The 22,104-nt window shown below is 38.8% G+C and carries 28 protein-coding genes; 25 read left to right on the plus strand and 3 right to left on the minus strand.

The genetic code is table 11. From position 1 onward, the window contains the following. Nucleotides 1-33: 33 nt before the first annotated feature. Nucleotides 34-528, minus strand: a complete 495-nt coding sequence (locus tag QNH28_RS13465; protein WP_283911790.1) for a hypothetical protein — start codon at nt 526-528, stop codon at nt 34-36. A gap of 147 nt (nt 529-675) precedes the next feature. Between QNH28_RS13465 and QNH28_RS13470 the strand changes: the two genes are divergently transcribed. The 15 genes from QNH28_RS13470 to QNH28_RS13535 all read left to right on the plus strand — a co-directional run bounded on the left by QNH28_RS13470 (nt 676) and on the right by QNH28_RS13535 (nt 9,336). Further along, nucleotides 676-1,662, plus strand: coding sequence for a phosphotransferase (locus QNH28_RS13470; RefSeq protein WP_283911791.1), 987 nt, complete (start codon nt 676-678; stop codon nt 1,660-1,662). Then, the gene (locus tag QNH28_RS13475; RefSeq protein ID WP_283911792.1) at nt 1,659-2,420 is read left to right on the plus strand and encodes a class I SAM-dependent methyltransferase; all 762 of its coding nucleotides are present in this window, start codon (nt 1,659-1,661) and stop codon (nt 2,418-2,420) included. The genes QNH28_RS13470 and QNH28_RS13475 overlap by 4 nt, the downstream gene beginning before the upstream one ends. Before the next feature lie 11 nt (nt 2,421-2,431). Continuing rightward, on the plus strand, nt 2,432-3,067 hold the full coding sequence (locus tag QNH28_RS13480) for a pyridoxamine 5'-phosphate oxidase family protein (protein ID WP_283911793.1): 636 nt from the start codon (nt 2,432-2,434) through the stop codon (nt 3,065-3,067). 20 nt (nt 3,068-3,087) lie between these two features. Then, nucleotides 3,088-3,945, plus strand: a complete 858-nt coding sequence (locus QNH28_RS13485) for a S66 family peptidase (RefSeq protein WP_283911794.1) — start codon at nt 3,088-3,090, stop codon at nt 3,943-3,945. A gap of 30 nt (nt 3,946-3,975) precedes the next feature. After that, a complete protein-coding gene (locus tag QNH28_RS13490; RefSeq protein WP_283911795.1) occupies nt 3,976-4,308 on the plus strand; it encodes a DUF3024 domain-containing protein in 333 nt (110 codons plus the stop codon). Nucleotides 4,309-4,333: 25 nt separating this feature from the next. Beyond that, on the plus strand, nt 4,334-4,861 hold the full coding sequence (locus QNH28_RS13495; protein WP_283912143.1) for a ClbS/DfsB family four-helix bundle protein: 528 nt from the start codon (nt 4,334-4,336) through the stop codon (nt 4,859-4,861). A 134-nt stretch (nt 4,862-4,995) separates the two neighbouring features. Beyond that, nucleotides 4,996-5,511 (plus strand): TlpA family protein disulfide reductase, encoded by a 516-nt coding sequence (locus QNH28_RS13500; protein ID WP_283911796.1) that lies wholly within the window; start codon nt 4,996-4,998, stop codon nt 5,509-5,511. A 10-nt stretch (nt 5,512-5,521) separates the two neighbouring features. Continuing rightward, nucleotides 5,522-5,857: a hypothetical protein gene (locus QNH28_RS13505; protein ID WP_283911797.1), complete on the plus strand. Its 336-nt coding sequence runs from the start codon at nt 5,522-5,524 to the stop codon at nt 5,855-5,857. Nucleotides 5,858-5,968: 111 nt separating this feature from the next. Next, entirely contained in the window at nt 5,969-6,235 is a 267-nt protein-coding gene (locus QNH28_RS13510; protein ID WP_283911798.1) for a hypothetical protein, read from the plus strand. Between the two features lie 9 nt (nt 6,236-6,244). Next, the gene (locus QNH28_RS13515; RefSeq protein ID WP_283911799.1) at nt 6,245-6,685 is read left to right on the plus strand and encodes a hypothetical protein; all 441 of its coding nucleotides are present in this window, start codon (nt 6,245-6,247) and stop codon (nt 6,683-6,685) included. A 112-nt stretch (nt 6,686-6,797) separates the two neighbouring features. After that, nucleotides 6,798-7,037 (plus strand): DUF7674 family protein, encoded by a 240-nt coding sequence (locus tag QNH28_RS29740; protein WP_481858368.1) that lies wholly within the window; start codon nt 6,798-6,800, stop codon nt 7,035-7,037. 54 nt (nt 7,038-7,091) lie between these two features. Continuing rightward, nucleotides 7,092-7,733, plus strand: a complete 642-nt coding sequence (locus QNH28_RS13520; protein ID WP_283911800.1) for a DUF5071 domain-containing protein — start codon at nt 7,092-7,094, stop codon at nt 7,731-7,733. 35 nt (nt 7,734-7,768) lie between these two features. Then, nucleotides 7,769-8,662, plus strand: a complete 894-nt coding sequence (locus tag QNH28_RS13525; RefSeq protein WP_283911801.1) for a PhzF family phenazine biosynthesis isomerase — start codon at nt 7,769-7,771, stop codon at nt 8,660-8,662. Further along, on the plus strand, nt 8,653-9,087 hold the full coding sequence (locus tag QNH28_RS13530; protein WP_283911802.1) for an NUDIX hydrolase: 435 nt from the start codon (nt 8,653-8,655) through the stop codon (nt 9,085-9,087). The genes QNH28_RS13525 and QNH28_RS13530 overlap by 10 nt, the downstream gene beginning before the upstream one ends. Before the next feature lie 33 nt (nt 9,088-9,120). After that, nucleotides 9,121-9,336: a sulfurtransferase TusA family protein gene (locus tag QNH28_RS13535; RefSeq protein ID WP_283911803.1), complete on the plus strand. Its 216-nt coding sequence runs from the start codon at nt 9,121-9,123 to the stop codon at nt 9,334-9,336. Between the two features lie 2 nt (nt 9,337-9,338). Here QNH28_RS13535 and QNH28_RS13540 read toward each other — a convergent pair whose 3' ends face one another. After that, nucleotides 9,339-10,223, minus strand: coding sequence for a LysR family transcriptional regulator (locus tag QNH28_RS13540; RefSeq protein ID WP_283911804.1), 885 nt, complete (start codon nt 10,221-10,223; stop codon nt 9,339-9,341). 174 nt (nt 10,224-10,397) lie between these two features. Here QNH28_RS13540 and QNH28_RS13545 point away from each other — a divergent pair, with 174 nt between their 5' ends. The 9 genes from QNH28_RS13545 to QNH28_RS13585 all read left to right on the plus strand — a co-directional run bounded on the left by QNH28_RS13545 (nt 10,398) and on the right by QNH28_RS13585 (nt 20,700). Then, nucleotides 10,398-11,087: a YeeE/YedE thiosulfate transporter family protein gene (locus QNH28_RS13545; RefSeq protein WP_283911805.1), complete on the plus strand. Its 690-nt coding sequence runs from the start codon at nt 10,398-10,400 to the stop codon at nt 11,085-11,087. A gap of 64 nt (nt 11,088-11,151) precedes the next feature. Beyond that, on the plus strand, nt 11,152-11,379 hold the full coding sequence (locus QNH28_RS13550; protein WP_283911806.1) for a sulfurtransferase TusA family protein: 228 nt from the start codon (nt 11,152-11,154) through the stop codon (nt 11,377-11,379). Between the two features lie 22 nt (nt 11,380-11,401). After that, nucleotides 11,402-11,962, plus strand: coding sequence for a YeeE/YedE thiosulfate transporter family protein (locus tag QNH28_RS13555; RefSeq protein ID WP_256716256.1), 561 nt, complete (start codon nt 11,402-11,404; stop codon nt 11,960-11,962). A gap of 82 nt (nt 11,963-12,044) precedes the next feature. Beyond that, nucleotides 12,045-13,265: an FAD-dependent oxidoreductase gene (locus QNH28_RS13560; RefSeq protein WP_283911807.1), complete on the plus strand. Its 1,221-nt coding sequence runs from the start codon at nt 12,045-12,047 to the stop codon at nt 13,263-13,265. A 263-nt stretch (nt 13,266-13,528) separates the two neighbouring features. Further along, on the plus strand, nt 13,529-14,497 hold the full coding sequence (locus tag QNH28_RS13565) for an ABC transporter permease (protein ID WP_042127372.1): 969 nt from the start codon (nt 13,529-13,531) through the stop codon (nt 14,495-14,497). 29 nt (nt 14,498-14,526) lie between these two features. Beyond that, entirely contained in the window at nt 14,527-15,423 is an 897-nt protein-coding gene (locus tag QNH28_RS13570; protein WP_042127373.1) for a carbohydrate ABC transporter permease, read from the plus strand. A 72-nt stretch (nt 15,424-15,495) separates the two neighbouring features. Further along, on the plus strand, nt 15,496-17,181 hold the full coding sequence (locus QNH28_RS13575) for an extracellular solute-binding protein (RefSeq protein WP_283911808.1): 1,686 nt from the start codon (nt 15,496-15,498) through the stop codon (nt 17,179-17,181). Nucleotides 17,182-17,354: 173 nt separating this feature from the next. Beyond that, entirely contained in the window at nt 17,355-18,935 is a 1,581-nt protein-coding gene (locus QNH28_RS13580) for a response regulator (protein WP_283911809.1), read from the plus strand. 16 nt (nt 18,936-18,951) lie between these two features. Beyond that, nucleotides 18,952-20,700: a sensor histidine kinase gene (locus QNH28_RS13585; protein WP_283911810.1), complete on the plus strand. Its 1,749-nt coding sequence runs from the start codon at nt 18,952-18,954 to the stop codon at nt 20,698-20,700. An 85-nt stretch (nt 20,701-20,785) separates the two neighbouring features. On the opposite strand, the gene QNH28_RS13590 is transcribed toward QNH28_RS13585, so the two are convergent. Further along, entirely contained in the window at nt 20,786-20,992 is a 207-nt protein-coding gene (locus QNH28_RS13590) for a DUF1657 domain-containing protein (RefSeq protein WP_036678243.1), read from the minus strand. Between the two features lie 209 nt (nt 20,993-21,201). Between QNH28_RS13590 and QNH28_RS13595 the strand changes: the two genes are divergently transcribed. Then, entirely contained in the window at nt 21,202-22,062 is an 861-nt protein-coding gene (locus tag QNH28_RS13595) for a DUF421 domain-containing protein (RefSeq protein WP_283911811.1), read from the plus strand. Nucleotides 22,063-22,104 lie beyond the last annotated feature (42 nt).

Here is a 22,104-nt window from a genome sequence, read left to right on the forward strand (position 1 = left end):
TGTTCCAGTAATAATATGGTATATGAAGGCTGTTTAGTCATAAATCAATTTCATTAAAGCCTCCGTGTCAAAACGATCTCCTTGCACTAACCATTGACCATCCACATCAAACATAGTCATGATGCCTTCCAATGGCACACGATTACTTTCCTTATCCTCTTTATCCAACAGTACAAGATCACAAGTATATTTTAACTCAACAATATTTTTCTTTTGTTCGGAAAGGGTGAACTTTAGATTTTCTGGTTTTAAAGAAAGCTTTTGTTTATTCGCGATTTGATATGGAATAGTTGTGATTCGGCTCCCTATAGCTTTTTCGGTATAGTATTCTGTAAAATACGGTTTCATTTCTTCATTTCGCGCTAGAATGGATTCATCAGAAAATAAATCATCAGAAACCTTGACGGTATATTCAACATTTTTGTACTTCTCAGCAGCTTTAGTGGCATCATCCACTTCTGAGCTACATCCCATAATTAACGTTAATGATAATAAAATTATACTCAATATCAACGGTGATTTGCGCATTCGAGCACCCCCATGTATTTGATTCTGTATTATTATACTTATATTACCATGCATTGGTTTCGCGAATCCAATAAGGAAATGATTCAATTCCCTAAATATGGTATGGTGTAAATAGTACTACCAATAACCTAAAGGGATGGGATACACTTGAGTTTTTTTCCTGTTACATACTCACTCTTGGCAACAGACGCATTATTATTACATATTAAAGATCATTATGAGATCCCAGAACCACTACAGCTGCAGTATTTTCTTAGAGGCATGAACGATACATATATCTTAGAAACAGTATTGGCAAAATACATCTTTCGTGTTTATCGTGCGGATAGACGGAGCAGATCGGACATTGATTTTGAATTAGAATTGTTGAACGATTTGCACGAAAAAGGTGTAAACGTCTCCATTCCTATTCTCCGAAAAGATGGGATGATGATTAATGAATTCTTGGTGCCTGAGGGTGTGAAGTATGGCGTTATGTTTAGTTTTGCTGTTGGAAATGAAAAGCCTATTCATGCGGTGGAAGACAGCTACTTATTTGGACAGGCAGTTGCACAAATCCACAAAGCTACGGATAACTTTAAGAGTGATCATGTGAGAGGCAACCTTGATTTTGAACATTTAATCGAGAAACCGCTTCAAACGATCAAACTGCATATGAACCATCGACAAGAGGATTATCAATTCCTGTATGACCTTGTCATACAATTAAAAGCGCAGATTGAAGTACATCTGGAATCGGGGCTCGACTGGGGCATCTGCCATGGCGATTTGCATGGAAATACGAATGTGACTTTCACGGACGAAGGGAGATTAACGCATTATGATTTCGATATTTGTGGTTACGGATGGAGAGCCTATGATATCGCTGAGTTTAGATTGGCAAGAGAGATTCATAGCGGCCATGATAAAGATGAAGTAGAACGGTTATGGGCAGCTTTTTTAAATGGATATAAAAGGTTAAGAGATCTCAGTGACAATGATATTAGTGTTGTACCTATGTTCGTTGTGCTTAGACAGCTTTGGTTATTTGCTTTATGTTTCAGTGAAGGAGAGCTTATTGGTGCAGCTGACTTTGACAATGGATTTATCGACAGTAAAATGGATTATTTCAGAAATTTAGAGGTGATCAAATGAATGATGAATTGGGTAGTAAAGAAGCCATAAAAAGATGGGATAAATACGCAGAACTAATCTCATCTTCGTACGGGGAAAACGGGGATATCCATCGCGAAATTTTCTTGAATCCAGCTTTATTCAGTCTCATAGGCTCTGTTGAAAATAAGAAGGTGCTAGATGCAGGCTGTGGTGAAGGATATTTAAGCAGAATGATAGCTAAGTCAGGAGCCTCAGTCACTGGAGTTGATTATTCGCAGAATATGATAAAGCTAGCCTCGAAAAAATCATCAGAGGCGTTAAAGATAAGCTTCCATCATGGCAATTGTGAAGAACTTAGCTTTCTTCAAGACAAGAGCTTTGATTTAATTGTCTCCAACATGGTGATTCACGATTTATCCAATTATGAGATGGCGATTCATGAAATGTATCGATTATTAGTTGATGGTGGAACGTTTATATTCTCAATTCCACACCCTTGCTTTGTAACCCCTGGTAGCGGATGGGTGAAGTCCGATACTGGAGAGAAAATTTATTGGAAAGTAGATAATTATTTCTACGAGGGCACTTATAATCAGAACTTCCCTATAGATCAAGAGGAAAAGTTTCTGATTTTTCATAGGACGTTATCCAGTTATGTAAATACGATTGTACGGGCTGGCTTTCAAATCAAAGAAATGATTGAACCGAAGCCCTCTGCTGAAATGCTTGCGAAATATCCGTCTTTTGAAGAGGATTTTCGTTGCAGCGATTTTTTGGTTTTTAAACTGCGAAAGTAGGAGGGAGAAAGATGAACTATAACATTTTTAAAGAGGTTATAGACTCTGAAGAAGAGTTAAGGTCAATGTATGGGTATCCCAGTGAATTGGTAAACAACAAAAGTATAACCCTCATCGATCACCATTGTCGAGATTATATATCTAAATCACCGTTGCTCTTTATAGCAACAAGTGATTCATCTGGCAATTGTGATGTGTCTCCGCGTGGAGATGCTGCAGGGTTTGTGTATGTGTTAGACGACAAACGTTTAGTCATTCCTGAACGCCCTGGTAATCGACGGTTTGATTCTTTGCGCAACATCCTTTTAAATTCAAAAGTGGGCTTGATATTTATTATTCCCGGACTTGAAGAAACCTTAAGAATAAATGGACATGCAAGGATTATCAAAGATCAAGAGATCATGGTTCATATGGAGGCTCAAGGTAAACTACCAAAATTGGGCATTGCCGTTGAAGTTGAAGAGTGTTATATGCATTGCGCTAAAGCTTTTAAGAGATCACATCTATGGGATGAAACGTATTGGCCGTTGAAAGCAGAGCTGCCTAAACCTTCGGTTATCATAGCAGATCATGCAAAAAAGCTGGGGCTATCACAAGAGGATGTATCCAAATCTTTAAAGGATAGCTATGAGAATCGATTATATTAGAAGTGAAAGGATTAACAAAGATGAGCAATGACTTAAAACTCACTCCCGGGAATAAAGTAGGACTTATCGCTTGTTCCGATGGTGTGAGAGTGGAGAACCTGCCTAAAGTAGAAGAATTAATTATAATTCTGAATTCGTTTGGCCTAGAGGTAGTGAGGTCTAACACCTTGATTAGAAGAGATGCTTATTTCAGTGGCAATCCTAAGGAAAGAGCAACGGAGTTGAATCTACTTTTTAAAAATGATGAAATTCGTGCGATTTTTGATATTTCAGGTGGGGATTCCGCGAACCAGATCTTGGAGTATATAGACTACGATAATATACGTTTGCATTCGAAGCCTTTTTTCGGAATGAGTGACTTGTCCGTTATTTTGAATGCTTTATATACGCAAAGTAATTCGAAATCCTATCATTATCAGTTAATGAATCTCGTATCTTCTGATGGGACGGTGCAGCAAGCTGCATTTTATCGAACATTCTTCGAAGGGCAAGACGATCTATATGATTTCAAATATCATTGGATTCGTGGGAACCAGATGAGCGGTATTGTATTTGGTGGGAATATTCGATGTTTTATGAAGCTGGCAGGAACAAGTTATTTTCCAGATCCTTCGAACAAGATATTATTCTTAGAGAGTTTAAGTGGCAGAGCGAACAAAATCGTCTCCTTATTTGCACAGCTGCATCAAGTTGGAACTTTTGATACATGTGCTGGGGTGATTCTTGGATCGTTTACTGAGCTTGAGAGCTATAATGAATTTTCAATCATAGAAGCGTATTTGAAGGAGATCAGCGGGATTCCTATCGTGAAGACGAACGAGATCGGACATGGTAGTGACAGTAAGTGTATAGTTTTGGGTGAGAATATAACTTTATAAGATCAAATTTACTACTAAGAGGGTGTTCAGTTGCTGGATTCATTTACTAAAAAGAGAATTGAAAAGATATTGTCGACTTACATTGAAGCGAAGGTACCAAAGCACATTAGAAACCAAATCAGGCTTAACTATAAGTTCAGAGGGGATAGCGTTACTTTAAATGAAGAAAGGCCCGCATATATGAGCGAAGTATGGGTAGAGTTACCTATCGCACAATTTCGATTGGAAGAAAATAAATGGACAATCTATTGGCAAGATAGCAAGAAAAAATGGCATTTTGTAGATGATTTTGCCCCTCAAGATGATTTTGAGAAGCAACTGGAAATTGTTGATAACGATAGTAGAGGCATGTTCTGGGGCTAACAAAGGATCATAAGGGGGAGTTATGATGTCTACACGCGACTACCCATCGAAAGAAGCTTTGAAAAATGCTATACATACGGCCTATCTGTCTCTTGATCATGAATTTGAGGGCATTGAGAATGCTCAAAAAGACATTCGAATGGAAGGGGCCGATCGTACTCCAGCAGAAATCCTTGCCTACCAATTGGGATGGTTGAACCTTGTGATGAAATGGGATAGGGATGAAAAAGCAGAATTAACCGTCGTTACGCCTTCACCGGACTATAAATGGAACCAACTTGGCGGATTATATCAATCGTTTTATCATACATATGCTACCTATTCATTAGATGATTTAAGATCTTTATTTAAAGAGACAGAACAGCAATGGCAGAACTGGATTGATTTTCTAAGTGATGAAGAACTCTTTACACAAGGAGTCCGAACATGGACAGGGAAAAATCCGAGATGGCCTATGATCAAATGGATTCATATCAATTCCGTTGCATCGTTCAAGACTTTTCGTTCGAAGATTCGTAAATGGAAAAAGCTTAATGTAACTAAGGAAGTATAAAACAAGCCCCCGTCTAAGAGAAATCTCTGAAGCAGGGGCTGTTTTGAGCTGTTCAAGATCAATATGGAGGATATAGGATTAGTGGAAGAGAATGTATAGCAGTAGATGAATAGATTATAAAGGACGGATTATTTTTGAAGAAAATATCTATTATTGTAAGTGCATTTATATTATTGATTGCATTAAGCTCGATTATATTTGTCGTGGTAAACAACTCTTCCAAATCCATCAGGAGTCCTGAGAACATTGAACTAAAAGAGTTGTCGAACGGTAACAAAATACAAGTGAACTTCTCGGAGAAACCCACGGTATTCGTATTTTTCACCTCATGGTGTCCCTATTGTAATGACGACGCTCCTAAGATTGTCTCATTGTATGAGAAATATAAAAATAGAGTGAACATATACGGAATCAATTTGCTTTATCAAGATGATCTTTCTGAAGTAGAACAATATGTGGAGGATTACAACATTAATTATCCCGTTCTCCTAGATGAAACAGGCGATCTCCATAAACATTTTGGTGAACAAGCTTTTCCTGCGTTGTTTTTTATGAACTCTGATGGCAAGGTTATGGATCAAATTATTGGCTCGACTGATTTTGACGCTATTGAGAGCTCGTTTAAGATTTTCATTAAAAACTATGATTAGTGTGAGATATATGAAATCAAAGAAACCCATAATCATCATCACCGCATTTCTTTCCTTTTTACTTCTGATGCTGATTGTAGTCTATATGATAAATCCTCAACCTGTTAATACAATGATGGTAGAATTTTCTAGTATGGAGAAGCAAGGTAAGCATGTTTATGTAGAACCAGATATTTCAGAGGTCACAACAACGATACTTTTGAACGATTTCGAACAATCGAGGGAGAGGGTTTCTGGGTTCTTCGAAGATTTAAAAGACAATCCAACCCTTCTTTTTGTTCAATCTCCACACGCTCTTGAGAAGTATGCTCAGAAGAATCGAACGGGCCAGACTTATTATACTTAATGGGGAAATTACATTATTATTGGTCCAGACGGATTTAACGCGGATGTAATCGCCCATGAATTGATGCATAGTGAGTTAAGAAAGAGGTTGAAGAATAAGGATAAGGTTCCTGTGTGGTTTGATGAAGGTTTGGCTACCTTAGTTGACTATAGATATAACAGCGATAAGTTTATAAGTTTTGACAAGATAAATGAGCTAAGTAGTAGAGATGTCTTTTATGAACCCTCACATGTAAAAGAAAATTATGAGATGGCCCATTCAGAAATTAATAGATGGTTTGGAATCGTTGGAAAGTCAGGTTTAGTGGAGCTTATTGATGGATTAAATAATGGAAAAGAGTTCAAAACAATCTATAAATCAATCGAATCCCAAAGCTAGGAGGTTGAGATGAAGAAATTCATTATTGTAATTCTAGCCATAATTGCTTTATTGCCATTACATGCGGTTTCCGCGGATTGGGCCGGTTCGTTTGTTGTTTATTCAGGTGACATCTACGAAATATCAGACGATGAACTCATCCCCTCGGAAGAAATCGATAAGAAGATAGGGCATGTAACTAAATATTCCGATGAGGAAGGCACATACAGGGGGAATTTCTCGAATATTTATCCTAAAGGTACGCCCTACTATTCAATTATCAATACCGATCCAAAAGATTACATTGCTATTAAGACCCAAGAGGGTATCTTTGTAAAAGCTTATAATAAAGGCCATTATCCAAATGATGAATTGGTTAAAAAAATGATTTGGATGTATTTCTTATTGGGGACATCGGTTATCGTCTTATTAATAATTTGGATAATAAAGCGGAAGAAAGCAGTGTTGTAACTAGAACGGCGTGGTGAAATGAGATAACTCTGTACTTGTTTTTTTTTTTGTTTGTGTAATTATTTTTGCATTTCTTTGGGTTTACGTAGAGAGAAAGGAATAAGCGATAACTATGAGTGCGTGGAGGAGAATTGCCCAAGAATTGTTTTATGATCTCAGGTTTCATTTTAATCATAAAGATGATTTCATCTATTCTTTATTGGTATTTCTACGAGATAGAATTATCGAAGCGCATAGAAATAATGATTTGTCAGAACAGGAGAAAATTTATAATTATGCGGAGTGGTGTTTTAACCAATATAAGCGAAGTCCTTATATGCATAATGCTATTTGTGTTGGCTTTTATGAATAGAGTGAATAATACTGATTTTGATAGCTAAAGAATTCAAATTAGAAGGTGAATCTAGTGGATGAAGATCTTCATTTATTAGTGCAACCTATTTCAAAAGAATACTGGGATGGAGCAGCAGAAACAGTCATACGTTTAGGATATCCACGTGTGAAAAGCATATTGTCGGGTTTACTTGAATGGATACAAGATATAAATTGGCCAGGTGCGGGGGAAATAGCTGTTTTTTTACTTGAAATAGGGGATCCGATGATTCCATATGTTAAAGATGTACTAAATCAACACAGTGATGATGAAGAATGGGTGTACAGGATTTTTAATGATTTAATTGATCATAGGAATACGGCACAAATCCTACAGATACAAGCAGAATTAATTAAGATTTCACAGGAAAAAGCCATTGATCTTTTGGCATTAAGAATCTTATTAACTCACGATATATACGCAAAAGATGTGGTCTGTGAAATAATCCAGCGCAAAAAAGATGTCCTTGTATTTGAACTCAAGGAACTTCATGATACTCATCCTGAAATTGATTGTGAAGCTCTTTATACAGAATTCTTCAATCAGCAGCCTAATGTAATTAAACAGTTTCATGAGCACAATAAAGAACGTTTTTATATACGTAATGCGATATCAAAGCGCCAAGAGTATTTAAGTGAGATTGAGATTTTCACAGCTGAGTTTCTCACTTCGTGAAGTTATACTGAAATAAATTGAAAGGAGACTTACCAGTGAACAACATCAAAGTGCTTCATTATGATGCGTTTTCTCCCTATCCGAACAAAGGAAATCCAGCTGGTGTAGTATTAAATGCGGCTCATTTGAGCGAAAGTGACATGCAATCGATAGCTCATAAGGTTGGCTTTAATGAAACAGTTTTTGTAGTCCCATCAGATGTAGCGGACTTAAGACTTAAGTATTTTACGCCAGGCCATGAGATCAATCTTTGTGGACATGCTACAATGGCATCTTTATTTGCTTTAAAAACAAAGGGGATCCTTGGAGAGGCTAGCTCGGTAAAGATCGAAACAAATGTGGGCGTGCTGCCGATCCAATTTAGCTTCGATAAAAACAATCAAGTAATGATAAAAATGAAGCAAGATCAACCGAAGTTTATTGAATTTAACGGCGATAGAGCGAAGCTTGCGCACTCCATAGGCTTATCCCTTGACGAGTTGGAAGAAGACATGCCTATTGTTTATGGCTGTACTGGTGCATGGACTCTATTAGTCCCAGTTAAGAGTATAGATAGCTTTAATAAAATGAAGCCGATAAATTCATTGTTTCCAGAGATTTTAACGCAGCTTCCAAAAGCATCTGTACACCCATTTTCACTCCAAACTCTTGATCCGCACGCTTTAATGCATGCTAGACATTTCTCATCGCCTTTTTCGGGAACCGTTGAAGATCCAGTAACAGGTACAGCATCGGGAGTTATGGGGGCTTATTATTTAAAATATATTGATCCGCACATGGACTCGATCCAATTTGATGTAGAACAAGGACAAGAAATCGGTAGAGATGGGAAAGTAAATGTAGAAGTGTATCGATTAGATTCTGATAGAATGGATGTGTTTATTTCCGGAACTGCGGTGTTTGTGGGGGAGGTAGATTTATGGAAATGATAAAATATACTCATCTTGGAGTGTATGGAGTCTTAGTGAAGAACGATAAAGTATTACTAATTAAGAAAGCAAGAGGCCCTCATACGGGAAAGTGGGACTTTCCAGGTGGATCTATAGAGTTTGGAGAGGAGCCTTATCAGACCCTTAAGAGGGAGTTTTGGGAAGAGACCGGGATTAGAAGTTTAAAAGGATTGCTTCATGATTCCATTTCCTATACGCTAATTTATCCATACAGTGACACCCAGTTAGAAGAATTACACCATATAGGAATTATATATAATGTTTCATTGTTAGATTTGAACTTTGAGCTTAAGACCGATGGGGACGGACAAGATTCTGATGGGGCACAGTGGATAGAAATTGAACAATTAGACAGCCTTGCATTGACACCTTTTGTGAAGAAAATAATGCTGGGTCATTATTAGAACTCTAATGATCTATGGAATGGAGGCAGCTTCATGTTTGAAATTGATTGTTTGGGAGAAATCTGTCCAGTCCCAGTAATGATGTTAAAAAAACATCAAAAAGCTATTCAAAATGGTGAAAAGGTGATGCTAGTTACTGATCATAGCTGCGCAAGAGTTTCCATCACGGATTACTGTCGTGGTTCAAATTTGAAATGTTCCATTCAAGAAGTCATTAATGGGGTATGGGAGATTACGATTGAGATATAGGTTCAACATAATGTATCAATCAATGTCTTTTCTATATAACGAATTAATTGTTTCGTATCATTGTCACAACGCCGATTGTGTTTTTTTACCATGTAGACATCGTTAATCACTTGGAACTGATCAATAGGAATGATCTTGAGTTGTTTACTATACAACTCTTTTTTTATGGACATATAAGGAAGGAAGGCGACACCATGTCCTCTAATGGCAGTAAGCTTTACCGCCTCAAGGGAGTCCAGATTAAAAAGTATATTTAATTTAAGCTCCCCCGCTGATACGTTGTTTAAAGCCCTTTGCACACAATGAAGCTGTGAGGACCAGATTAAAGGATATTTAGGGAGCTCATTCAGTGTGATTTTATCAGGACAAACGGTCGTACTGCTTGCCACCAGCATAACTTGATCAGAAAATACCATAGTGGAGCTTAATTCGGATTTCGGGGAAGGGCCGGATATAAAGCCAACATCACCTTCTTCAAGTAGTAAACGTTCTTCCACTAGAGACGATGCCCCTTCGTTTAGACTGATATGGCAATTGGGAAAATGTTTTTTTACCTCATATAAGGTGCAGGGCAGGGCATAATTACAGACTTCTGGAATCGCATAAATAGATAGCTCATGTTGTGTTGGCTGTAAATGATTGATCTCTGTGACCATATCATCATACAATTTACAGATTTGCTCCACGTACTTCTCCGCAATAATCCCCGCTTCGGTTAGGCTAGCACCTTTATTACTTCTCACAAAAAGTTCAGAACCCAGGGTATTCTCCCATGATTTTAACTGCTGACTAAGTGCGGATTGGGTGATATGAGATTTCTGAGCGGCTTTAGATATACTTTTTAACGAAGCAATATCTAAAAATAATTTAAGCGTTTCCAAATTCATACTTATTCCCCCTGTTGCCCGCTGTTAGTGCACACTATAGCATACTTGATTACGCTCCATCTGTGCCATTAGTAACACTTATACAGCATAAAGAAAGCAGATAACCACAGCTCGAATAAGTATGTTACTATTTTCACATAGTCAATTACATAAAAACGATGGAGGTGTTAGACGATGGGGCAAACCGTAAGTCCCGAAACGAGGTCAACCCGAACCAGAGCTCCTAGAAAACCAAAAAAGAGTCAGTTGCCCATCGCGTTGCTGGTCACCGTTCTTATCATTGGATTTGGTTTTTTCCTAGACCAAGCCCACGATAAAATGGTTGTCTACTTGCTGTTCGGTATTTCGTTTGGCGTTATTTTGCAAAGATCACGCTTCTGCTTTACGGCATCTCTTAGAGATCCATGTATTACAGGCAGCACATCGGTTACAAGAGCGGTACTGATTGCTTTTTCCCTGGCTACGATCGGATTTACAGCCATTAAGTACCCAGCATTTCTGGAAGGGAAACCGATTCCTGGGATGGACAATGTGGGTCAGATCAGCTTCGCTTTGATTATTGGTGCTGTATTATTTGGAATTGGCATGGTTATTGCGGGTGGTTGCGCTTCTGGTACTTTGATGCGTGTAGGTGAAGGTTTTACGATGCAGATGTTGTCACTTGTATTCTTTGTCATTGGTTCACTTTGGGGATCACATGATATGGGGTGGTGGAGAGCTAACGTTATAAAGGATGCACCAACTGTATTTTTACCAGACGTATTTGGTTGGCTTGGCGCACTTGTTGTTCAGTTCCTGATCATTCTTCTGTTGTACATCGCTGCAGTTAAATGGCAAGAGAAAAAGATGGGGAGCGCAGATTAGTTTAAGAAATTACGTGAATATTTTCACTATTTAAGTCCAAAAAAAGATAAAGGTGGTTATTAAAATGGCTGAATTTACACTTGATTGCATGGGAGAAGCTTGTCCGGTTCCGTTAATGAGAACAGAAAAGAAAATGACTGAACTCAATGTTGGTGATGTACTAGTAGTGGCTATAGATCATAGCTGCGCAATGAAAAACGTTCCAGAATGGGCGAGAAAACAGGGACATCATGTGGAAATCGAAGAGGTAGATGATGGCGAATGGGAAGTTATTATTGAGAAGGTAAAATAAGATCGGTTACTAGGAAAGGACGGTGAATGAAACGGTGAACGAATTCTGGTTGAAGATATCGTCTAACCGCTTTTACAAGCGCTTGCTCAAAGAACCGTTTACTTATGTAACTGGAGCTGTACTTCTCGCTGTGTTTGCTACAGCACATCTAGCCGTTTTCTCTAAAGGATGGGGAGTAACTAGCGCTTTTGCGGATTGGGGAGCATGGCTGTATCGATTAGCAGGCGGAAATGTAGATCAATGGGCTTATTTTAGTTCAGAAAAAGCACAAAAAACATTATCTTCCGGATTTTTGAATGATGGTGGTTCGATTCGAAATCTAGGAATTATCTTAGGTGCTTTAGCAGCGACTTTGTTTGCTTCCGAATTCAAGCTGAAGAAAATTAAGTCCAAAAAGCAAGTTGTGGCGGCGGTTCTTGGTGGCTTACTTATGGGGTACGGCGCTAGACTGGCAAATGGATGTAATATAGGTGCATTGTTTACGGCTATAGCTTCTTTATCTCTTTCAGGATGGATTTTTGGATTGTTCCTGCTGGTTGGCGCATTTATAGGCAGTAAATTATTAGCCAAATTTTTTATGTAAAAGTGAAATAGGCTGAGCTTGTAGCGCTGACGAGAGTCAGCCTATTTAATTAAGGCACAGACTCACTGGAGGGACAAACGGAATGGAAAAGAAGACAGAACACTATGATGTCGTCATTATAGGTGGAGGAGCTGCTGGATTAACAGCGGGAATCTATTGTGGACGAGCGAAATTAAAGACTCTTCTCTTGGAAAAATCACTGGTAGGTGGTCTTGCCACCTATACTAATGAAATAGAAAATTATCCTGGTTTTCCTGAAGGAACGACCGGTACAGACCTTATGGGATTATTTCATAAACAAGCTAAGAAATTTGGTGTGGATTTTAAAATGACAGATGTAAAATCTGTTTCGGTAGCGGAAGATATTAAGGTAGTGGAGACCTTTCGGGTTCGTTATGAGTGCAAGGCCATTATTATAGCTAGTGGGGGAAAACCAAGAATTACCGGGGCAGCTAATGAAAATATGTTCTTATATGATAAAGGAATTTCATTCTGTGCAACCTGTGACGCTGCGGCCAATACGGGAAAGACGGTTATGGTCGTTGGCAGTGGTGATGCTGCTATTGAAGAAGGAATGTTTCTGACCAAGTTTGCAGATAAAGTGATCGTTTCTGTTATGCATGATCATGGCAAAATGGATTGTAATGAAATTGCCAAAACTCAGGCGCTAGAAAACCCTAAAATGGAATTCATGTGGAATACGGTGGTAAGTTCTTTCGAAGGTGAAGAACGCTTAAATTCCGTCGTCCTCAACGATTTAAAATCTAATAAACTTCAAAACGTAAAGGTTGATTCATGTTTCTTATTTATTGGATATACGCCGAACACAGAAGTTTTATCAGGTGTAGTAGATTTGAATCGAAATGGATATATACGTGTCAATGAAAAAATGGAAACGAATATACCTGGTGTGTTCGCAGCAGGAGATGTGTGTGATAAGCTCCTTAAGCAAGTGGCTACGGCTGTCGGTGATGGTGCCATTGCAGGATATGGTGCAGAGAAGTATATCTCTGAATGTGAGATCTATGAGCATCAAATTCTAAATCAAGGTAAACTATCCGTTGTCTATTTATGGAATGCAACCGATCCTTCTTGCCGGGAGCTATTACCACTCTTTGAGGCGTTTGAGCAATCCCATCCTGAGATTAGGGTCACAAAAGTAGACGTATATAAGTCACCCGGACTTGCCGGCAAGCTAGGAATAGATTCAGTACCTTCTATTGTCTATTTAGATGATGGAAAGATCCAAAAGGTAATTACAGAGAAGATATGTGATGAAATAATGAATGCTCTTACGAATTGATGAACAAAGCCACATGCAGATATCTCTGCATGTGGCTTTTTTTCATCAAGCTTAAGTAATATCGGACGAGCCATATCAAGACAGTGTCAAAGTATCAATAATAGTTGTTTTGTCATATACCTTTGAAAGCGCTTAGATATTAAGATTGATTCATAAGGTCGCAAACCAACGGAGGGAGAGTAGGAGAAACCAAGGCTGCAAAAAGAGAGAAAGCCATGAAAGATGCTTTATTTATAAGAATCTAGGTTTAGGAGGACTTACATATGGCGAACGCAAGCGTCGCACCAGACAAGACATCAAGACCGAATCTCGGCAAGCATCGGACCAGCGGGATAAGACGCTTTTTTAAGCAAATAGATCTGCAGCTTATGGTATTGCCAGCACTTGTTTTAGTTTTTATTTTTGCTTATATCCCCATGTACGGTATTCTTATCGCTTTTCAAGATTACAAGTTAGGCAATAGCTTTATTAGCAGTGATTGGGTTGGATTAAAACACTTTATTTACTTCTTTAATGCTCCTGAATTTGAAGTGGTTATGAAAAATACAATCATAATCAGCTTGCTGAAGTTCTGTTTTGGATTTCCTGCACCGATTATTCTGGCGTTAATGCTGAACGAAGTTCGGAAGATGTTCTTTAAGCGAGTTATTCAGACCGTTACATACTTGCCTCACTTCTTATCTTGGGTAGTTATCGGCTCAATGGTTACCTCGATGCTATCCGTAGATAACGGCAGTATAAATATGCTGCTTGAGAAATTGAGATTTATTGATGAACCGATTAACTTCCTTTCTATGACCGAATATTTCTGGGGCATTCTAGTTACAACCAATGTATGGAAGGAAATTGGATTTGCATCGATCGTCTACTTAGCTGCTATTGCTGGTATTGATCCGCACTTATACGAAGCTGCTTCGATGGATGGTGCGAGTCGCTTTAAACAGATATATTTGATTACGTTGCCTTCCATTATGCCAGTTGTGATCATCTTTATGATTCTGGCAATCGGTAATCTGGTGAATGCAGGATTTGAAGATATTTTGATCCTTGCTTCCAATCCGGCTCTACGAGAGGTATCAGATTCAGTTGATGTATATGTTGTACGTGTCGGTATAGATAACTTCAGGTACTCCTATGCGACTGCTATCGGATTGTTCAAGGCCGTTATCAGTGTGACATTACTTACCTTTGCAAATTTCATTGCCAGAAGAGCAGGAAACAGCTTGTGGTAATGAATTACTCAATATAGGAGGACTGAATTATGAAACGTACTAACATAGGAGACCGATTGTTTATTGGATTCATATATGTATTCTTGACCTTACTGGCATTCTCCGCGTTTTATCCATTTTGGAATTCACTTGTGATTTCTTTTAATGAGGGGATGGATACTTCCAAAGGCGGAATTACTTTCTGGGTTCGTGAGTTCACACTAGAGAATTATAAGATCGTATTTGAAGATTCTCGTTTAATGGGTGGATTCGTCATTGCAACATTGCGGACGGTAATTGGTACAGTAACAGCGATATTGGCCACTTCGATATTTGCTTATGGGATGTCGAAGCGTGAACTGATGGGTCGCAAATACTACATGATTATGTGTATCATTACTATGTATTTCGGTGGGGGACTCATTCCGTCATACATGCTTATCAGAAGTTTAGGTCTCTTCAATTCATTTTGGGTGTTTATTATTCCTGCACTTGTCAGCGTATGGAATATGATCATATTCCGGACCTTCTTCCAAGGTCTTCCGCAAGGTTTAGAAGAGTCAGCGAAGATTGATGGTTGTGGATATTGGGGAACTTTTCTCCGAATCGTGCTTCCCTTGTCGGGGCCAGTCATCGCAACATTATCGTTGTTCACAGCAGTCAATCACTGGAATGAGTGGTTCGTAGCGAGTATCTACATTACGAAAGAGGAGTTAATGCCGATTCAAACCATCTTGAGACAGATATTGTTCTCTAATATTGCTTCAGAACAGCTGTCTAATGTAGATGCAAGTTCCATTGCTCATATTAACTCGGCCAAGAAAATAACCTCGAAGTCGTTAACGATGGCTACGATCATGGTTGCAACCATTCCGATTGTATGTGTATATCCATTCCTACAGAGATTCTTTGTTAAAGGGGTCTTAGTCGGATCATTGAAAGAGTAGGATGATAGAATGAGATGGGGTTTAGAGCATATTGCTTTGAACATAGATTACAAATTGAAAGGGGAAAATACATTGAAGACTAAGAGAAAGATGCTTCTCGGAACGTTGTCTACCTTGCTATTGACGACTGTGGTGGCGGGTTGTGGTGGCAACAATTCTAGCGCTCCAGCTGCAACTGCTGAACCAGCGAAAGAAGGAGGAACAGCAGTTAACACAGCAACTGAAGCTCCAGCGGCTGATCTGTATGAGTTAGGGAAAGAACCGCTTGAAGTATCATTCTACGGTAACTACGGCTGGTATCAAATGCCGAAATGGGGCAAAGATGCTGCTTCTAAATGGATTTTAGATAATTTGAAAATCAATGTCACTGGAATTAGCTCAGGTGGTAATAATGCTCAGAAGCTGCAAACGATGATCGTTGGTAATGAGCTACCGGATATTGTATGGACTGAGAAAGGTGCTGACGTAGAGCGTCTTCGTCAAGCAGATATGCTAGTTCCTTTGGATGAATACATTGATAAATATCCAAACTTTAAAAAGTACTTAACAGCTGGACATTTGGAATTGCTTCGTTCTCCTGATGGAAAAATCTATCAGCTGCCGAATTACTATACAACACAGCCAAACGGTAATGCCGGTTATGCTATCAATAAGAAGATTTACAAAGAACTCGGTTCTCCTAAGCTAGAGACTACGGATGATTTGTATGCTTACTTAAATGCTGTTAAAGCGAAGTTCCCAGATGTTATACCGTTTGAGACTGGCTTAGCTAAAGATGGTAACGGTATCGATCAGTTGTTCTCCTCTTTTAAAGAGAATAACCTTTCGTATACTAGAATATACGCTGTACCTGATGGCGACAAAATGGCTTCCATTTACAAAGATGAAGGGTTCCGTGAGTCCGTTGTCTTTGGTGCTAAATTAATGCGTGAGAAGCTAATGACGCAGGATGCGAACACCCAAACGGAAGACCAAATTAGAGAAAAAGCGATGAATGGTAAGTTTGCAGTAATTGCGACATTCGATCCGATGAAATTGCTTGCTACTGCTGATGAAGAGATGAAGAAGAAAAATCCGGAAGACGGTTATATGTTTATTAAACCAATTTACAAACCGGGCTTGGATCAAAGTAAGATCACTCCGGGAACGTACAATCAGTTAGGCTGGAACGTTGCTACAATCACTAAAAATGCTAAAAATCCAGAAGCTGTATTCGCTATGCTTGACTGGATGACAGGACCAGAAGGTTCTATGGTTCTGAACTGGGGCCCTCCAGGACCAGACGCTTACTGGGATGGATTTGAAGCAGATGGACTTACTCCTAAATTTAATAAAGAAAAATATCTAAATGAGCCAGAAGCACTGTCTGAAATTAGTGGCAAGGCTGGAGACTTGGTATGGGTAGGAAATACGGTTTTCTTGGATAATACGAAGAAAATGATGTTGCAAACCCTTCCAGCTGACAAAATTGACTTTAGTAACCGTTGGCAGATGGAAGTAACTTGGGCATCACAAGGCGACTTTACCGAGTTCCTAAATTGGGATCCGGCTCCAGACAGTGAAGAAGGTATTATCAGACAGAGTGTCCGAGATATCTGGTTAACTGCTAGAGCGAAATCAATGTATGCGAAGACTGATGCAGAAGCATTAGCTATTCTTGACAAAGCGCACGATGATTCCATGAAGGTTGGTTATGAGAAATTCCTTGATTATGTTACAAAAGTATGGACTGAAAACAAGAAAGCTTTAGGAAAATAATAATTAGTAATGCGAAGGTTTGCTACTAGGCAAGCCTTCGTTTTTACGTTCTATTCTGATGACTCATTGTTTATAAGCTGTTAGACAAATTAATGAATGGTATACTGGAAAAGAATGAATAATGCTAGAATTTACAGGAATAGATTGAATCCATTTCAAAGGAGGACTTGTTGATGTACAACGTATTATTAGTAGACGATGAGATGCTTGATCTAGAAGGTATGAAACAATTCATTCCTTGGAATGAGCTTGGTATGGAAGTTGTGGAGACAGCAAATAACGCGTTTACCGCGTGCGATATTTTAGATCAGCATGTTATTGATATTATTGTTAGTGATGTGAATATGCCGAATATGTCGGGTCTAGAGCTGGCCCGGATTGCCATAGAGAAAAAAAAGGATATACGCGTGATATTTGTAAGCGGTTACCAGGATTTCAGTTATGTTAAGCAAGCCCTGTCGCTAAAGGCGTATAGCTACGTCCTTAAGCCAATGGATGACAATGAACTCATTGCTGCGCTTCAGAAAGTAAGACAGGATTTAGACGATGAGTGTAAACGTCGTGATGTCGAAGAAGCTTATCAGCATATGATTCCTATGGCCAAAAATGATTTGTTGATACGATTGTTTGAAGGGGAATGGGATGGGGGCGACCAGACCGGAATGTTGTCGCTTGTGAAGTCATACGGTCTGGATCAGCTGAATTGGCCTGTTCGTGTAGCGGTATTGGAGCTTGATTATTTCAATTGGCTTCAAGGACAGGATAATCTCTCCAAGCATCAAATGTCTAAGGACTTTCTTTATGAAGTGAATAGAGTCGGTCAGAAGCATGGTATGCCACATTGCTACAAGGTATCATCCTATCGGATCGCGTTATTGATTAACGAACAGGAAATGGAAAAGTTCATGGAGGATATTTATGCCTCGATTCGCGCCAAGTTTCCAGTCACAATGACCGTGGGTGTAGGGAAACCAACATTTGCGATGGAGCAGGTCCATCTCTCCTATCGACAAGCGATGGAAGCAGTAGACGGAAAGATGTTTATTGGCAAAGGTAATCTTATTATGTATGAAACCGTTAGCAGTGAACCTGGGATGATCGATGCTCGTATGTTAGATACCCGCATGGATACGCTGTTTAAAGCGATGAAAGAGTATGAGTTAGTTCTTATTTATGATGAGATCGACAAGCTGTTCCGCTCTGTAAGTAGTTTAAGATCCAAATTCACTATTCATAATCTGGCAATGTATATCATTTGGAAGCTGGATCAGCAGTTGAAGGATGTTAGTGAGGATTTATTTGAAATTTTAGGTATGGAGATACATAGTTTAGATGTTTTACACCAATTCGATACGATTAGTGATATTCGCTCTTGGCTTGTACTCAAAACATTTGAGATCTCAGAGTACCTGCGTAGCAAATCAGATTCTGTGAACCATAAACTCATTAGAGAAATTATCCAAATGATGCAGGACAGAATGAGTGATAACTTTACGCTTAAAGATATTGCGCAGCAATTCTCTTTCTCTCCTAACTATTTGGGATATCTTTTCAAAGAGGAGACTGGTAAAACATTCAGTGAAGTACTCACTCAGCTTAGAATGGAGCAAGCAGGCAAGCTTTTGAAAGATCCAACATGCAAAATCTATGAAATCGCGAGCAAGGTAGGCTATCGTTATCTCCCTTACTTTAGCAGACAGTTCAAAGAGGCTTATGGTATGACACCTATGGAGTATCGTAAGCGCGACAAGTGACGGGGGATGATGTTCTATGAAAAAGCGAAGAAAACATAAGTATGTACCAATTGGGTACAAATTAATGCTGACATACATGTTTTTTATTATTATCCCTGTATCCCTGATCGGCTTCGTCTCTCATTCCATGTACAATAATTCATTACGCGAGCATATCGATACGAACATAAAAGGGACGTTATTGCAGATTCGCGATAATATTGATTATAAAATGAACGAAGTTACTCGAATATCGACACAATTATATAGTGATTTTGATTTTTATCGGAATCTTCGTAGTTATGAAGAAGGCTGGGAAAATTACGATCGGATGTCTAAGAAAGTGCTTCCGAAGTTGGACGTAGCCATTCAATCTACAGGTATGAAGATTGGGATGTCGCTATTCTTAAAGAATGAATCGATCCCGGAAATCTATTCGAATTCACTTGAGGGCTATCTGGATAATAGTAGCTTTTATCATCTATACCATATGAAACGAATTGAAAGGAAATCTTGGTATTATGATTTTCCAACTGAAAAATATGCTGAAACTATGAAATGGTGGCAGATAGAGAGCGATGTAGAGAATAATCGCATATCGTTACTCCGTAGATTAATTGATACCTACGAACCTCTTGAGCCTAAGGAGATTGGGTTCTTGCGGATTAATGTAGGAATTCCAGATCTATTTGACAGTGTCAATTATACGAAGATAGGAAAAGGAAGTAATCTAATTATTAAGAATGAGTTTGGGAGAACGATGTATCAATCGGGTGAACTACCGAAAAACTATGCCGATGAAGCCGAACTTAATAAGGATTACCTTACAATTAGAGAAACAGTTATGGTTTCTAACCAAGCATGGCAATTAATTGCGCTTGTTCCGACTGCAATCCTAGAAAAGGATGCAGTGAAGGTACGTCTGTTTATTATTTTAATGTGTCTCATATGTTGCGTGGTCTTTAGCTTCGTGGGCATATTTATATCCCGATTTTTTTCAATTCGGATTAATAAGTTCGTTTATGTGCTTAATGCCTATCGGGAAGGTGATCTTCATAAGCGTATTAAATATCGAGGCAAGGATGAGTTCTCTCAGATTGCTACTGCGCTGAATGATATGGGAGAGAATATCGATATGTTGATTAAAGAGGTGTATTTGACGCAGCTTCAGAAGAAGGAAGCGGAGCTTGAAATCCTTCAGTCGCAAATCAATCCACATTTCCTGTACAATACTTTGTCGTCTATTATTCAATTAGCCAAGTTTGGGCAAAATGAGAAGCTGCAGAAGATGGTACTGGAATTAGCGAAGTTTTATCGTCTAACACTTAATGAAGGCCGTACGATGATTCCGGTTCCAACTGAAATTGAGCAGGCAAACGCCTATTTAGAAATCCAGAAAATTAAATACGGTGACCGCTTGGAGGTAATGTTTGATTTTGATACAGAGATCTGGCCTTATGAGACCATTAAACTGATTCTACAACCCTTTATCGAAAACGTGCTGAAACATGCTTGGTGTGGCGATCACATTCATTTACGCATTGTTGGCCGTAAAGAGGGCGATAATATTCTGTTCCGTATCATTGACGATGGTATAGGTATTAGACAAGAGCGTATTGATCAAATTTTCGACTCGAAGGGGCATACAAACACAGGTTATGGCGTCCGTAATGTGGATCAACGTATTAAACTGCAATATGGACCTGAGTATGGTGTAACTATTTTTAGTCGTGTTGGGATTGGTACTTCGGTTCAGATTCTGATTCCTGCTAAAAAAAGAAAGTAAGCAGTATTGGAGTTACGATATAACGAAGGGGTCTTTAAGCTAGCAATAACTAGCTTAAAGACCCCTTCGATTGTTGAAATGATAGTTAGAAGCCTTTGTATTGAGGTTCTTCAGACTCTAATTCGGTTACCCGATTTTCAACCTGTGTTACGATTTGTTGCGTTTGCTCAGCTGCATTTGTGAATAAAGTTTTTGCACTTTCGTTTTGTGTTTCAAGTGCAAATTGCTCCAAGCTCGCTTGAGCGCCTTTTAAAGAAGATAAACATGTTTTTACTTGTGAGGCTACTGTCATTAGGTTTCTCTCCTCTGTTTTTAAGTTTTAGCATGACGTTTCGTATTGTCCTCAACTGCCACTTTAGTTATGCAGGAAAAAAATTCAAGCGTTTCACTATAATAGATTTTCCATAAATAAGTAGTGTAATTGCGGATTGAATGGACCTTTTTTGACAAATAATGAGTGTTAATAAACAAGGGTTGATTCAAAAAAGGAGGGAAATTGTGATGCCGGAGTGGTTGGAGGTTGTAGTACGAACACTCTTTGCTGTGGTTGTGCTTTTCTTTTTAACTAAATTACTGGGGAAGAGACAAGTATCGCAGCTTTCGTTCTTCGAGTATATTACGGGGATAACCGTCGGCAGCTTAGCTGCCTATATTTCAATGGATACGGATAAGTATTGGCATCTAGGCCTCATTGCACTGGTTGTATGGGTCGCTTGTTCTTTAGGGATTGAATATCTTCAGACCAAGAGCAAGAAAGCGAGAGATTTTATTGATTTCAAGGCCACTATCCTTATTAAGGACGGCAAAATACTCGAGGACAATTTAAAAAAGGAACTTTTGACTACAGACGAATTATTGGCGAAACTTCGTGCCAAAGATGTATTCAACATATCTGAAATTGAATTTGCGATTATGGAGTCTGATGGAGCGATTAATGTTCTGCTTAAGAAGGAGTATCTTCCTCTATCGGCAAAAGACCTGGGTGTGAAGGTTGCCCCACAGAAAGAGTCACAAGCCGTTATTATGGATGGGAAAGTATTAGATAAACCGCTAGACACCTTAAATCTGACACGCAGCTGGCTTGATGGAGCGCTTGAGAAAATGGGGCTAACCGTCGAGAATGTATTTCTCGGTCAAGTTGATTCTTACGGTGAATTGACGGTTGATTTGTATGCTGATAACTTTAAAGTTCCACAGCCGCAAGATAAACCACAATTATATGCTTTGCTCAAAAAATGTGAAGCGGATTTGGAAATGTTCAGTTTGTCGACTGAGAATGAAAAAGCTAAAAAAATGTATGAACAATGCTCAGAGCAATTGCAAGCATCACTCAAAATATTAAAGCCTCTAATCCAAAGCTGATGTGCTACAAACCTCATACAAAAAAACAAGAAAGAGCCGGTT

It is taken from the genome of Paenibacillus sp. G2S3 (assembly GCF_030123105.1).
Lineage (GTDB): Bacteria > Bacillota > Bacilli > Paenibacillales > Paenibacillaceae > Paenibacillus_AQ.